Below are 13767 nucleotides of genomic sequence, written 5' to 3' on the forward strand. Positions count from 1 at the left end.
TGGGGCGGTGAGCGGATCGGGTGCCGAGCTGGTCGTCGTGGCCAACCGGCTGGCCTTCGACCGAGTGGTCGAGGACGACGGCAGCGTCGCGTGGCGCCGCTCCCCCGGCGGCCTGGTCTCCGCGCTGATGCCGGTGATGCGGGCCAACCATGGCGCCTGGATCGGCTGGCCCGGCGACACCACGGACGAGACCGACGGCGCCGAGATCGAGCCCTTCGAGCAGGACGGCCTGCAGCTGGTGCCGGTCACGATGAGCACGCGGGAGTACGAGGAGTTCTACGAGGGCTTCTCCAACGCGACGCTGTGGCCGCTCTACCACGACCTGGTGGCCAAGCCGGAGTTCCACCGTGAGTGGTGGGACGCCTACGTCGAGGTCAACCAGCGCTTCGCCCGCCGCGCGGCCGAGGTGGCCGCCGAGGGCGCCGTGGTGTGGGTGCAGGACTACCAGCTGCAGCTGGTGCCGCAGCTGCTGCGCGAGCTGCGGCCCGACCTGCGCATCGGCTTCTACCTGCACATCCCGTTCCCGCCGGCGGAGCTGTTCCAGCAGCTTCCCTGGCGCCGGCAGATCCTCGAGGGCCTGCTCGGTGCCGACCTGGTGGGCTTCCAGCTGCCCGGCGGGGCGCAGAACTTCATCCGGCTGGTGCGCAGCCGGGTGGGGCACAAGACCCAGCGCGACACGATCCTGCTCCCCGACGGCCGCGAGGTCCGGGCGCGGGCGTTCCCGATCTCCATCGACGCCGAGTCCTACGAGGAGATGGCGCGCACCGACGCGGTCAAGGCGCGCTCGGAGGAGATCCGGACGGTGCTCGGCGACCCGCGGGTGGTGTTCCTCGGCATCGACCGGCTCGACTACACCAAGGGCATCTTCGCGCGGCTGCGGGCCTTCGCCGAGCTGCTGGTCGACGGCGAGCTCGAGGTCGGCGACGCCGTGTTCGTCCAGGTGGCCACGCCCTCGCGCGAGCGGGTGGACCAGTACCGCATGCTGCGCGACGAGATCGACCGGCTGGTCGGGCGCATCAACGGCGACCTGGGCAGCATCGGCCGTCCCGCCATCAGCTACCTGCACTCCTCCTACCCGCCGGAGGAGATGGCGGCGCTCTACCGCGCGGCCGACGTCATGGTGGTCACGCCGCTGCGCGACGGGATGAACCTGGTGGCCAAGGAGTACGTCGCCTGCCGCTACGACGACGACGGCGCGCTGGTGCTCTCGGAGTTCGCCGGCGCGGCCGCCGAGCTGCGCCAGGCGTACCTGGTCAACCCCTACGACATCAACGGGATGAAGGCGCAGATGCTCGCCGCCGCCCGGGCCGAGCCCAAGGAGCGCACCCGCCGGATGAAGGCGATGCGCAAGACCGTGCACGAGCACGACGTCGACGCCTGGGCCCGGGCGTTCCTCGACGCCTTGCGCGGAACATAGTCTGGTCGGCATGGACCTGATCCCGAAGCCGGACCAGGTCGTCTCCGCGGCGTCGAACCTGGCCCACTCCCTGGTCTACGGCGGCCTGGCCGACCTGCGCCCGATGCCGCGCACTCTCATCGACGACGGCCCGCTGCGCGAGGTCTACCACTACCGCCCCCAGCGCACCGTCCGCGAGACCGGCGACCCGGTGCTGCTGGTGACCCCGCTGGCCGCCCCGGCGCTGTGCTACGACCTGCGGCGCGGCTGCTCGCTGATCGAGCACCTGGTGCAGCAAGGGCGCCCGACCTACCTCGTGGAGTACGGCGAGATCAGCTTCCGCGACCGCAACCTGGGCATGGAGCACTGGATCAACGAGGTCGTGCCCGAGGCCGTCCGTGCGGTCGCCGAGCACGCCGGCGGCCGGCCCGTGCACATCGTCGGCTGGAGCCTGGGCGGCATCTTCGCGGTGCTCGCCGCCGCCGACTCGGCGTCCTTGCCCATCGCCTCGCTGACCGTGCTGGGCTCGCCGTTCGACGTCACCCAGGTGCCGCTGATCGCACCGATCCGGCCGCTGCTGGACTTCGACGCCGGCCTGATCACCCGCGCCTACCGACTGCTCGGCGGGGCCCCGAAGGCCCTGGTGCGCACCGCCTTCCAGCTCAGCAGCATCTCCGACCACCTCACCAAGCCGTTCGTGAAGCTGGTCTCGCTCGACGACGCCGAGTACCTCGCCCAACTCGAGGCGGTGGAGCGGTTCACCGCGGCGATGACGGCGTACCCGGGACGCACGTTCGGCCAGCTGTACCACCGGATGATCAAGGGCAACGAGCTGGTCGACGGCAGCTGGGAGATCGGCGGCCGCGAGATCCGGCTCGACGCCATCACCGTGCCGGTGCTGGTGTTCGCCGGCAACACCGACGGCATCGCGCCGGTCAACGCCGTCCGCGCGCTGCTGCCGCTGCTGCCGAACGCCGAGGTACGTCTCGAGATCGTGCCCGGGGGCCACCTGGGCATGCTCACCGGGCGCGCCGCTCGCGGCACCACCTGGCCGACGCTGGACGAGTGGCTGGACGAGAAGTCCGCCGCGCAGACCTCCAAGCGGGCCGACCCGAAGGCGATCGGCAGCAACCCGCGGCGGCGGTACTCCTCCTCGGCCACCCGGGGCCTGGCCAAGAAGTGAGGCGGCTGCTGGCGGCCGCTCTGCTGCTCGTGCTCGCGGGGTGCGGAGGTGGGACGACGGCGACGCCTGCGCGGCCCACCACATCGCCGACCGCGTCGGGCTCGTTCTCGCTGGTGCCGGCCCACGCGCGCTACGTCGCGCTCGGCGACTCCTACACCGCAGCGCCGTACGTCTACCTCACCGACGTCGCCCAGGGCTGCCTGCGCTCGGACCACAACTACCCGGCCCTGCTGGCGAAACGGCTCGGCGCACGGCTCACCGACGTCTCCTGCAGCGCGGCCGACACCACCGACGTCGAGGGCTCGCAGCGCACCTTCCAGGGCACTCGTCCGCCGCAGCTGGCTGCCGTCGGCTCCGACACCGACCTGGTGACGATCGGCCTGGGCGGCAACGACTTCGGGCTCTTCGCCTCCTTGGTGAGCGGCTGTCCGATCACCGGACCGAACGGCCAGAGCTTCGGGCTGCAGTCGGGTACGGCGTGCGGCCGGGTGGACGTCGCGGCCGCCCTGGGCGACCTGCCGAAGATCCGCGAGCGACTGGTGTCCGTCGTGCGAGCCGTGCAGGCGAAGGCTCCGAACGCCACCGTCGTGCTGGTGGGCTACCCCCGGATCGCGTCGACCGGCGCGCAGTGCCGCTCGCTGCTGCCGATCTCGCAGACCGACGCCGTCGCCGCCGACCGCGTGACCAAGGCCCTCTCGACCGCGATGGCCGCCGCCGCGCGGCAGACCGGCGCCGGCTTCGTGAACATGTACGCCGCCTCCGCCGGCCACGACGTCTGCGCGGGCAAACGGGCCTGGGTCAACGGCATCCACACCGACACCGACCGCGCCGCCCCCCTCCACCCCTTCCTGGCCGAGCAGCGGGCGGTGGCCGATCGGGTCGCGGCCGCGTTGGCGGGGTAGTCCGAGACGAGATGGTTGTCGATCAGCCCTCGGAACAACCATTTCGTCTCTGACTATCCCGCTACCCAGGCCCATCCCGGGGTAGTCCAGAACGCAATACATGGTGATCGGCCCCAAAACCATGAAGAACGTTCTGGACTAGGTCGCGGGCGGTCCTAGGCTCGGGCCCATGGAACCCCTGGTCGCCGACCTCGTCGACGTGCACGCCGAGGGGGCGAGGGCCATCGCGGCGGTGGGGGCCGACCAGTGGTCGCTGCCGACGCCGTGCGAGGACTGGGACGTCGCCGACCTGGTGCGGCACCAGGTCATGGGGCACCGGGTCTTTACCGCGCTGCTGGCCGGCGAGCCCGTGGACCGCGCGACGATGTGGGGCGAGCTGGGCGAGGTCGACCCGGCCCAGCTGACGACCCTGTTCGTGGAGTCGGCGCGCGATCTCGAGCGGGCTTTCGACGCCCCGGAGGCGCTGGCCCGGCGGATCACGCTGCCGATCGGGGAGGTGCCGGCGGAGGCGTCGCTGCACCTGCGGCTGGCCGAGACGATGGTGCACGGCTGGGACCTGGCCCGCGCCACCGGCCAGCAGCCACACTTCCCCGACGACCTGGTCGAGCGCGAGATCGAGGCCAGCCGACAGCTGCTCCAGCGGGTACCGGCGGGCCACTCGCCGTTCGGCTCCCCGGTCGGGGTGCCCGACGACGCGGCGCCGCTGGACCGGCTCGCGGCACTCCTGGGCCGCACTCCGTGACGCTGGCGGGACTGGTCGAGAAGCGTCTCGTCGCCCCCGACTGGGCGCAGGCGCTGGCCCCGGTGGAGGACCAGATCACGGCGATGGGCGGCTTCTTGCGCGAGGAGCTGGCCGCAGGACGTCGCTACCTGCCGGCCGGCGACCTGGTGCTGCGGGCGTTCCAGCGGCCGCTGGCCGAGGTCAAGGTGCTCGTGGTCGGCCAGGACCCCTACCCGACGCCGGGGCATCCGGTCGGGCTGAGCTTCTCGGTGGCCCCCGACGTCCGCCCGCTGCCCAAGAGCCTGGTCAACATCTACACCGAGCTGGTCGACGACCTCGGCGTCGAGCGTCCGGTCACCGGCGACCTCACGCCGTGGGCGGAGTCCGGCGTGCTGCTGCTCAACCGGTCGCTGACCGTGCGCCCCGGCCAGCCGGCCTCCCACCGCGGCAAGGGCTGGGAGGCGGTCACCCAGCAGGCCATCGACGCGCTGGTCGCCCGGGGCGGGCCGCTGGCCGCGATCTTGTGGGGCCGCGACGCCCAGGGGCTCAAGCCGAGGCTGGGATCGGTGCCCTCGGTGGAGTCGGTGCACCCCAGCCCGCTCTCGGCCCACCGCGGCTTCTTCGGCTCGCGGCCCTTCAGCCGGGTGAACCGGATGCTGGTCGAGCAGGGCGGCGAGCCGGTGGACTGGAATCTAGTTCAATCTTAAACTAAGATGGTGGCATGCCCGACCGGATGCCCGCCCTCTACATCGGCCACGGGGCCCCGCCCCTGCTCGACGACCCGCTGTGGTCGGGGCAGCTGCGCGGCCTGGCCGGCGACCTGCCGCGGCCCAGCGCCGTCCTCATGGTCAGCGCCCACTGGGAGTCCGCCCCGCTCGCGCTCTCGGCGTCGGGCCCCGGAGTCGGGCTGGTCTACGACTTCGGCGGGTTCGCGCAGAAGTACTACGAGATGACCTACGAGACCCCCGACGCCACGGCTCTGGCCGCCCGCATCGCCGGCCTCATGCCCGCCGCCGAGCAGGTGCACCAGCACCCCCGGCGCGGCCTGGACCACGGCGCCTGGGTGCCGATGAAGATCATGTACCCGGCCGGCGACGTCCCGGTGCTGCAGATGTCGCTGCCCACCCACGACCCGGGACGCCTCCTGGAGATCGGCCGCCGGCTCGCGCCGCTGCGCGACGAGGGCGTGCTCATCGTCGGCTCGGGGTTCTTGACCCACGGCCTGCCGTTCCTCACCGACTTCTCCCTCGACGCGACACCGCCGACCTGGTCGGTGGAGTTCGACGCCTGGGCCGCCGAGGCGATGGCGCGCGGCGACGTCGACGAGCTGGCCTCCTACGCCGACAAGGCGCCGGGCATGCCGTACGCGCACCCCACGGTCGAGCACTTCAGCCCGCTCTTCGTCACCCTCGGCGCCGCGACCGCACCGGACGCGCCCGGCGAGCAGGTCATCGACGGCTTCTGGCTCGGACTCTCGAAGCGGTCGCTGCAGGTGGCCTGAGGGTCCGGCCCTTTGCCAGACTTGGGCCTCGTGCCCATCCTCTCGATCCAGTCCTCGGTGGCCTACGGACACGTCGGCAACTCGGCCGCCGTCTTCCCACTGCAGCGGCTGGGATTCGAGGTCTGGCCGGTCATCACCGTCCACTTCTCCAACCACACCGGCTACGGCGCCTGGCGCGGGCCGGAGCTGGCGGCGGCCGACGTCCGCGAGGTGGTGCGCGGGGTCGAGGAGCGCGGCGCGTTCCCCCACGTCGAGGCGGTGCTCTCGGGCTACCAGGGCGGCGAGGACATCGGCGAGGTCGTGCTCGACACCGTGGCCGCGGTGAAGGCCGCCACCCCCGACGCGCTCTACGTCTGCGACCCGGTGATGGGCGACGTCGGCGCCGGGCTCTACGTGCACGAGCGGATCCCGGTGCTGATGCGCGAGCGGGTGGTGCCGGCCGCCGACGTCGTCACCCCCAACCACTTCGAGCTCGGCGTGCTCACGCACAGCAAGCCGCGCACGATGCCCGAGATCCTCGACGCCGTGGCCGCCGTCCGGGCCACCGGGCCGCGGGTCGTGCTGGTGACCAGCCTGGTGCGTCCCGACCTCGCCACCGACACCATCGAGACCCTCGCGGTGGGCCCCGACGGCGGCTGGTTGGTCAGCACGCCGCGACTCCCGCTGCACCGCGACGGCGCTGGCGACGTCACTGCCGCCCTGTTCACCGCCCACGTCCTGCGCGGCGCCGATCTGCGCACCGCCCTGGAGCGGACCGTGGCCAGCGTGTACGACCTGATGCAGGTGACCCTGGACCGCGACAGCCCCGAGCTGGAGGTCGTGGCGGCCCAGGAGCGGTTCGTCGAACCGGTCTCACGGTTCACCGCCGAACCGGTCTGAGCGGCCCCTACCTCGGCCACTCGTCGCCGTAGTAGGCGTTGGTACGGACGATCTCGTCGTCGGTGATGGCCTTCTCCTGGGCCGGGGTGGCGCGGAACTCGGCCGGCATCGGACGATCGCAGGCGGCCTCTCGGCAGTGGATGTAGTCGAACCACAGCGCGACGAGCTTCCTCTTGACCTCCGCGTACGCCGGGTCGTTCTGCAGGCCGTCGAGCTCGAGCGGGTCCTTCTTCAGGTCGTAGAGCTCCTCCTCGCCGGTGCTGTAGCGGGTGTACTTGTACCTCGCCGTGCGGATGCCGCGGGTGTCCAGACCGTCGTCGAAGCCGGGCTGCAGGTGCTCGTCGGCGTCGCGGCGGTAGCGCCTGGCCTCGTCGCGGCCCTCGGTGACCACCGGGACGGTCCAGCCGGAGTCGCCGTTGCTCACGGCGGGCAGGAACGAGGCGCCGTCGGTCCGCGGCATCGTCGTCCCGGCGTACTGGGCGAGGGTCGGAGCCAGGTCGATGGTGGTGACCGGGTCGTAGCGGCGGGCGTGTGGGACGCCCGGGCCGGCCATGACCAACGGCACCCGCAGCGACGGCTCGTGGCTGAGGATCTTGCCCTGCCGCTTGCGGTGCTCGCCGAGGAAGTAGCCGTTGTCGGAGGTGAACACGACGACGGTGTCGTCCCACTGCCCGGTGCGCTGCAGCGTCTTCATCGTGATGCCGATCTGGCGGTCGAGCACGAACTCGGCCTCGGCCCGCTGCCGCGAGACCTCGGTCAGCGCCCTCTTCTCGGTCTCGTCCATCTCCGGCACGTGACGCAGCAGCGCCGGCTTGTCGCTCATGTCGGCCTCGGCCGGCCCGTACGGCGGCTGCCCCAGCGCGTGAGTGATCTCCCGGTCGAACCGACCCCGCACCCACCCCGGCCGGGCCGGGGTCTCCCAGTGCTCGAGGAAGCCCCGCAGGTTGCGGGTGGGCTTGGGGTCGTCGCGCTCGTGCGGGCGGCCGAAGTGCGGGGCGGTCGGCGTCCACCAGATGAACCACGGCTTCTTCTGCTTCCCGTAGTCGCGGATCCGGCCACGCGTCTCACGGCCGTTGACGTTGGTGGAGTAGTCGCCGGGGTGCGGCACCACGCGCCCGTTGATGACCTGCGTGTAGTGGGTGTAGTTGTACGTGCCGCCGAAGTACGGGCTCCGGTTGCCGTAGAGGTGGTCGCTGCCGGCGTACCAGTCCGTCCAGCCCGGCGGCACGTAGGTGCGCGAGTCCTGGCCGGCGCGGGTCGGCTGCTGCGCGTAGCCGTTGAGGTACTTGCCCACCAGCGCGGTGTGGTAGCCCGCCTGCTGCAGCACCGTGGCGATGGTGGTGCGATCGTCGAAGGCGTGGAAGCCCCACGGCGGCTCGTGGCTGAGCACGCCGTGGTTGTGGGCGTACTGGCCGGAGAGGAACGAGGCCCGGCTGGGGCAGCACAGCGGGTACGGCGCGAAGGAGTTCTCGAACGTGACGCCCCGCCCGGCGATCAGCTTGCGCACGTTGGGCATGAAGCGCAGCTCGTCGGTGCGCATGTCGTCGGCCTCGATGACCAGCAGGTTCGGACGCCGCACCGCGGGCAACGGCGCCGTCGCACCCGCGGAGAAGTGCGGCTGCCGCGGCTCGATGGACTCCCGCGAGCCGGAGCCGGTGTGGCCACCACAGCCGGCCGCCAGGGCCACCACGACGCAGATCACGATCCCCGACGGCCAACGACGCACCGCGGAACCCTATCCGTTTTCTATGAGAGTTTGCTGAGTGACTTACCTGACTTTGAGCTACCGGGTCCAGTGGTCGTCGTAGTAGACGTTGGTCCGGGTGATCTCGTCGTCGGTGATGGCCTTCTCCTGCGCGGGCGTGAGCCGGAACTTGGCGGGCAGCGGGTCCTGGCAGTCGGCCCCCTTGCAGTTCATGTACTTCGTCCACAGCGCGGCCAGCTGCCGAGAGATCCCCGCATAGGCGGGGTTGTCCTGCTCACTGCTGAGCTGGAGCGGGTCCTTGGCGAGGTCGTAGAGCTCGGTCTCGCCGGTGGAGTAGCGGATGTAGGACCACCGGCCCAGCCGGAGGCCGCGCGTGTCGAGACCGTTGGACTCGAAGCCCGGTGAGCGCGCCCGTACGTAGCTCTTCCGGTCGTCGCGCCCCTCGGTGACCACCGGCACGGTCCAGCCGGTGTCGCCCTGCTCGAGGTCGCGCAGGAAGGAGGTGCCGTCGGTGTCGGGCATCGTGGTGCCGGCGTACTGGGCCAGCGTCGGGGCCATGTCGATGACCGACACCGGGTCGTAGCGCTGGCCGTGCTCGATGCCCGGACCGGCGATCAGCAGCGGCACCCGCAACGACGGCTCGTGGGCCAAGATCTTGCCCTGCCGCTTGCGGTGCTCACCGAGGAAGTAGCCGTTGTCGGAGGTGAACACCACCACCGTGTTGTCCCACTGACCGGTGCGCTGCAGCGTCTTCATCGTCACGCCGATCTGCCGGTCGAGCACGTACAGCGACTCCGCCCGCTGCCGCTCCACCTCGGTGAGCGCCTTGCGCTCGGCATCGTCCATCTCCGGGGTGCCGCTCAGCAGCCGCGGCTTGTCGCTGATGTCGGCCTCGGCCGGCCCGTAGGGCGGCGTACCGAGCGGGTGGGTGATCTTCTTGTCGAAGATGCCGCGCACCCAGCCCGGACGAGCCGGTGTCGGCCACCTCTCGAGCTTGCCCTTGGTGTCGCGCAGCGGAGCGGGGTCGTCCTTCTCGTGCGGGCGGCCGAAGTGCGGCGCCGTGGGCGTCCACCAGATGAACCACGGCTTCTTCTGCTTGCCGTAGGCCCGGATCCGGCCTCGGGTCTCGCTGGCGTTGACGTCGGTGGAGTACCGATCAGGGTGCGCGACGACCTTGCCGTTGATGACCTGGGTGTAGTGGAAGTAGTTGTAGGTACCCCCGAACAATGGACTCTTGCTGCCGTAGCGGTGGTCGCTGCCGGCGTACCAGTCGGTCCAACCGGGTGCCACGTACGTGCGCGAGGACAGCGTGCTGTCGTGCCGGTGCTCGGAGCCGTAACCGTTGAGGTACTTGCCCACCAGCGCCGTGTTGTAACCGGCCTTCTGCAGCACCGTCGCGATGGTGGTGGTGTCGTCGAAGGCCTGGAAGCCCCACGGCTTCTTCACGCTGAGGACGCCGTTGTTGTGGTTGTACTGCCCGGACAAGAAGGTGGCCCGGCTGGGGCAGCACAGCGGGTAGGGCGCGAAGGAGTTCTCGAAGGTGATCCCCCGCTGGCCGATCAGCTTGCGCACGTTCGGCATGAACTGCAGCTCGTCGCTGCGCATGTCATCGGTCTCGATGACCAGGACGTTGGGCCGCGTAACGGCCGGCACGTACGCCGTCGAGCTCGGGCTGAACGTCGGCTCGGCCGGCTCGACCGAGCGCTTGTCGCCGCCCTGCCCGCCGCACGCGGCCGCCAGCGCCAACAAGACGAGCGCAACCAGGACCCCGATCGAGCGACGCAGCACCTGGTCACGCTACCGAGGCAGGTACGTCCGACTGAGCACGGGAGCCGCGTGTCAGGATTGAACTGACGACCGTCCGCTTACAAGGCGGGTGCTCTACCACTGAGCTAACGCGGCGGGGCTTCAGGGTAGGGGGCGGGTTCGGGTTCGGACCAACCCGCTCCGGCTGCGGGGCGCTCCTCCCGGCGGCCGTCGGGCCCCGAGGTGTGCGCCAACTGCGCACTTGCGAAGTCGGCACGCCAGAAGCCGCCCGTTCGTCGGGCCAGGTGCGCACGTGTGCAGTTGGCGCGCCTGTCATTCCGGCTGCGGCAGGAGCGCATCCGCGTCGTCGACCGCGGTGGCCGAGACGACGACCTCCTCGGGACGGGTGGGGAGCACGTGGTCGATGTAGTCCTGGGCGGTGTCCTCCAGGCTGACCTCGGCACCGCGGTCCTCGCTGAGGTACCACCGGTGCTCGAGGATCTCGTGGAAGAGCTCGGGGCCCTCGAGCTTGCCGCGCTGCTCGGGCGGGATCATCGCCAGCGTCGGCTCGTAGACCTGGGAGAGCCAGCGGTTGGCCACCAGCATCCGGTCCTCCCCGCCCAGGCCGAAGTAGGCGGTGTAGGCGGCGAGGTCGTTGAGCAGCCGCCGGGCCTGGTTGTCCTCGACGTCGAGGCCGGTCAGGTCGCGGAACTCGCGGCGGTGGTGGCCCAGCTCGACCACCCGCGGCTGGATCTGGATGGTCGAGCCGTCCCAGTCGGTCACCACGTCGAGCTCCTCGACGTCGAAGCCGAGGTCGTTGAGGCGCTCGACCCGCTGCTCGATGCGCCAGGTCTCCTCGGAGTCGAACTCCTCCTTCGCGGTCAGCTCCTCCCACAGCGAGGCGTACCGCTCCTGGATCAGGTCGACGATGAGCATCTCGTCGATCTCGTGGTCGACCAGGCCGCCGGCCTTGAGGTCGAGCAGCTCGGCGAAGACGTTCTCCACGCCCACCTGGACGTCGTTGTTGCGCAGCTGGGCCGAGAGCTCGGGCCGCAGCTCGCCGGTCTCGGCGTCGACCAGGTACGCTGCGAAGGCTCCGGCGTTGCGGCGGAAGAGCACGTTCGAGAGCGACACGTCTCCCCAGTAGAAGCCGGCCAGGTGCAGCCGGACCAGCAGCACCACGAGCGCGTCGATGATCAGCGGCAGGCTGTCGGCGCGGACGCCGTGGCTGAACAGCGTGCGGTACGGCATCGCGAACGCCAGGTGCCGGGTGATCAGGCAGGCCGGCAGCGGCTCGCCGGACTCGGTCTCGCGGCCGGCCACGACGCCGTGCGGCGTCACCGCCGGCAGGCCCATCCGCTGCAGGTCGCGCAGCAGGCCGTACTCGCGCCACGCGATCGGCTCAACCGTCTCCTTGACCGCGTAGACGGCCTCGCCGAGCCGCACGATGCGCACGACGTGGCGCGAGAGGCCGCGCGGCAGCGAGATGACGTGCTCGGTCCATTCGACCAGCGGCACGGGCCACGGGAGCGTGAACACCGCCGGGTCGGGACGGTTCGCCACGATGCGCAGCGGCATGGTTCCAGGGTAACGGCGCTCACACCCCGCCTCAGGCCAGCAGGTCGCGCCCGATCACCATCCGCTGGATCTGGTTGGTGCCCTCGAAGATCTGGGTGACCTTGGCGTCGCGGAAGAACCGCTCCACGGGGTAGTCCGCGGTGTAGCCGTAGCCGCCGAACACCTGGACGGCGTCGGTGCTCACCCGCATCGCGGCGTCGGTGGCGGTGAGCTTGGCGATGCTGGCCTGCCGCGAGAAGCGTCGGCCGGCGTCCTTGAGCCGGGCCGCGTGGAGGTAGGTCGCGCGCGCCTGCTCCACCGCTGCGGCCATGTCGGCCAGCAGGAACTGCAACCCCTGGAACGACCCGATCGGCTGCCCGAACTGCTCGCGCTCCCCCGCCCACGCCACGGCCGCCGCGAGCGCCGCCTGGCCGATGCCGGTGGCCACGGCGGCGATGCCCAGCCGTCCGGCGTCGAGCGCGGAGAGGGCGATCTTCATGCCCTGGCCCTCCTCGCCGATGCGCTGCGAGACCGGGATGCGGGCGCCGTCGAAGATCACCTGGGTGGTGACGTCGGCGTGCAGGCCCATCTTCTTCTCCGGCGCCCCGAACGACATGCCCTCGGTGTCAGCCGGCACCAGGAAGCCGGTCAGCCCGCGGCGCGGGTCGTCGTCGGTGCGCGCGAAGAGCACGTAGTAGTCGGCGTGGCTGCCGTTGCTGATCCACTGCTTGGTGCCGTGCACGACGTACGCCTCGCCGTCGCGGCGCGCTCGGGTCCGGATGCCCGAGACGTCGGAGCCCGCCTGCGGCTCGGAGAGGCAGTACGCACCCAGCCAGTCGCCCGAGAGCATCCGCGGCAGCCACTCCTCGCGCAGCGCGTCGTCGGCGTTCTGGTCCACGGCCAGGCAGGTCAGCGCGTGCACCGAGACCCCGACGCCGACGCTGGCCCAGGCGGTGGCGATCTCCTCGAGCACCTGCAGGTAGACCTCGTAGGGCTGGGCCCCACCGCCGTGCTCCTCGGCGAAGGGCAGGCTCAGCAGCCCGGCCTTGCCCAGCACCCGGTAGGCGTCCGCCGGAAACTCGGCCCGCGCCTCGGCTTCGTCGGCGCGGGGCCGCAGCTCGTGCTCGGCGATCTCGCGGGTCAGGCCGAGGAGCGCCTCGGCCTCGTCGGTCGGCAGCAGGCGCTCGACGGTGGTGGCCATGGCCCCACTATGCCCGCGCGACTATGCCCGCGCGCGGGAGAGGGCGTAGAGCACCACCGAGGCGGCGACGCCGGCGTTGAGCGACTCCAGGTCGTCGGCCATCGGGATCGAGACCAGCCGGTCGCAGGTCTCGGCGACCAGCCGGGAGAGCCCATCGCCCTCGGACCCGACCACCACGACCAGCGGTCCGGCGGCCAGGTCGGCGTCGGCCTCCAGCTCGGGCAGGGACAGGTCGCCGTCAGCAGCCAGGCCCACCACCGTGCAGCCGGCGTCCTGGTAGGCCTTGAGCTGCCGGGTCAGGTTCGTCGCCTGCGCCACCGGCACGCGGGCGGCGGCACCGGCGGAGGTCTTCCAGGCGCTGGCGGTCATCCCCGCCGAGCGCCGCTCGGGCACGACCACGCCGTGCGCGCCGAACCCGGCGGCGCTGCGCACCACGGCGCCGAGGTTGCGCGGATCGGTCACCTGGTCGAGCGCGACCACCAGCGGCGCCTCGCCGCGCTCCTCGGCGCGCGCGAGCAGGTCGTCGGGGTGGGCGTACTCGTAGGGCGGCACCCGCGCGGCGAGCCCCTGGTGCACCGCGCCACCGGTCATCTTGTCGAGCTCGTGGCGACTCACCTCGAGCAGCGAGATGCCGCGGTCGGCGGCCATCTCGAAGGTCTCGCGCAGCCGGCCGTCGCGCTCGGCACCCTCGGCGACGTAGACCGCGCTCACCGGCATCCGCGCCCGCAGCGCCTCGACCACCGAGTTGCGCCCGGCCACCCATTCCGCGTCGCCACCCTTGCGCTGCGGGCGGCCCGAGGCGGACCGCTCGGCCTGCTTCTTGGCCTTGAACGCCTTGTGATTGGGTCGTTCGGCGGCCTTCGGGGTCGGCCCCTTGCCGGCCAGTCCGCGGCGCACCCGGCCGCCCGATCCGGCGGTCGGGTTGCCCTTCGACGTGCGGCGCACGGAGCCGCGTCGGTTCGAATTACCAGGCATC

The 13767-nt window shown here is 71.6% G+C and carries 12 protein-coding genes and 1 tRNA gene; 7 read left to right on the top strand and 6 right to left on the bottom strand.

Features of this window, described 5'->3' with window-relative positions; all coding sequences use genetic code 11:
• Nucleotides 1–7: 7 nt before the first annotated feature.
• From D9V37_RS15525 to pdxY, 7 genes are all read left to right on the top strand, one after another.
• Nucleotides 8–1417 (top strand): alpha,alpha-trehalose-phosphate synthase (UDP-forming), encoded by a 1410-nt coding sequence (locus tag D9V37_RS15525; RefSeq protein ID WP_121807084.1) that lies wholly within the window; start codon nt 8–10, stop codon nt 1415–1417.
• A 10-nt stretch (nt 1418–1427) separates the two neighbouring features.
• On the top strand, nt 1428–2579 hold the full coding sequence (locus D9V37_RS15530) for an alpha/beta fold hydrolase (RefSeq protein ID WP_121807085.1): 1152 nt from the start codon (nt 1428–1430) through the stop codon (nt 2577–2579).
• Nucleotides 2576–3481, top strand: a complete 906-nt coding sequence (locus D9V37_RS15535; protein ID WP_158604490.1) for an SGNH/GDSL hydrolase family protein — start codon at nt 2576–2578, stop codon at nt 3479–3481. The genes D9V37_RS15530 and D9V37_RS15535 overlap by 4 nt, the downstream gene beginning before the upstream one ends.
• Nucleotides 3482–3650: 169 nt before the next feature.
• Entirely contained in the window at nt 3651–4223 is a 573-nt protein-coding gene (locus D9V37_RS15540; protein ID WP_121807086.1) for a TIGR03086 family metal-binding protein, read from the top strand.
• Between the two features lie 2 nt (nt 4224–4225).
• Nucleotides 4226–4909: a uracil-DNA glycosylase gene (locus D9V37_RS15545; protein WP_121807849.1), complete on the top strand. Its 684-nt coding sequence runs from the start codon at nt 4226–4228 to the stop codon at nt 4907–4909.
• Between the two features lie 14 nt (nt 4910–4923).
• Entirely contained in the window at nt 4924–5703 is a 780-nt protein-coding gene (locus D9V37_RS15550) for a dioxygenase family protein (RefSeq protein ID WP_121807087.1), read from the top strand.
• Nucleotides 5704–5733: 30 nt separating this feature from the next.
• Nucleotides 5734–6582, top strand: coding sequence for a pyridoxal kinase PdxY (gene pdxY, locus D9V37_RS15555; RefSeq protein WP_121807850.1), 849 nt, complete (start codon nt 5734–5736; stop codon nt 6580–6582).
• Nucleotides 6583–6589: 7 nt separating this feature from the next.
• Here the strand turns inward: pdxY and D9V37_RS15560 are convergent, their stop codons facing one another.
• From D9V37_RS15560 to rlmB, 6 genes are all read right to left on the bottom strand, one after another.
• A complete protein-coding gene (locus tag D9V37_RS15560) occupies nt 6590–8308 on the bottom strand; it encodes a sulfatase family protein (protein ID WP_147455964.1) in 1719 nt (572 codons plus the stop codon).
• 57 nt (nt 8309–8365) lie between these two features.
• Nucleotides 8366–10075 carry a sulfatase family protein gene (locus D9V37_RS15565; RefSeq protein WP_121807089.1) on the bottom strand — a complete coding sequence of 570 codons (1710 nt, stop codon included), beginning with the start codon at nt 10073–10075 and terminating at the stop codon, nt 8366–8368.
• Between the two features lie 42 nt (nt 10076–10117).
• Nucleotides 10118–10189: transfer RNA gene (locus tag D9V37_RS15570), tRNA-Thr, on the bottom strand.
• 177 nt (nt 10190–10366) lie between these two features.
• Nucleotides 10367–11611: a DUF4032 domain-containing protein gene (locus D9V37_RS15575; RefSeq protein ID WP_121807090.1), complete on the bottom strand. Its 1245-nt coding sequence runs from the start codon at nt 11609–11611 to the stop codon at nt 10367–10369.
• Nucleotides 11612–11642: 31 nt separating this feature from the next.
• The gene (locus D9V37_RS15580; protein ID WP_121807091.1) at nt 11643–12791 is read right to left on the bottom strand and encodes an acyl-CoA dehydrogenase family protein; all 1149 of its coding nucleotides are present in this window, start codon (nt 12789–12791) and stop codon (nt 11643–11645) included.
• A gap of 21 nt (nt 12792–12812) precedes the next feature.
• Nucleotides 12813–13766 (bottom strand): 23S rRNA (guanosine(2251)-2'-O)-methyltransferase RlmB, encoded by a 954-nt coding sequence (rlmB, locus tag D9V37_RS15585; protein WP_121807092.1) that lies wholly within the window; start codon nt 13764–13766, stop codon nt 12813–12815.
• Nucleotide 13767 lies beyond the last annotated feature (1 nt).

Origin of the sequence: Nocardioides mangrovicus (assembly GCF_003674065.1) — a bacterium.
Lineage (GTDB): Bacteria > Actinomycetota > Actinomycetes > Propionibacteriales > Nocardioidaceae > Marmoricola > Marmoricola mangrovicus.

Coding starts and splice junctions, on each gene's coding strand:
- D9V37_RS15580 (WP_121807091.1), bottom strand. CDS start 12,791: ATGGCCACCACCGTCGAGCGCCTGCTGCCGACCGACGAGGCCGAGGCG.
- rlmB (WP_121807092.1), bottom strand. CDS start 13,766: ATGCCTGGTAATTCGAACCGACGCGGCTCCGTGCGCCGCACGTCGAAG.
- D9V37_RS15530 (WP_121807085.1), top strand. CDS start 1,428: ATGGACCTGATCCCGAAGCCGGACCAGGTCGTCTCCGCGGCGTCGAAC.
- D9V37_RS15575 (WP_121807090.1), bottom strand. CDS start 11,611: ATGCCGCTGCGCATCGTGGCGAACCGTCCCGACCCGGCGGTGTTCACG.
- D9V37_RS15550 (WP_121807087.1), top strand. CDS start 4,924: ATGCCCGACCGGATGCCCGCCCTCTACATCGGCCACGGGGCCCCGCCC.
- D9V37_RS15540 (WP_121807086.1), top strand. CDS start 3,651: ATGGAACCCCTGGTCGCCGACCTCGTCGACGTGCACGCCGAGGGGGCG.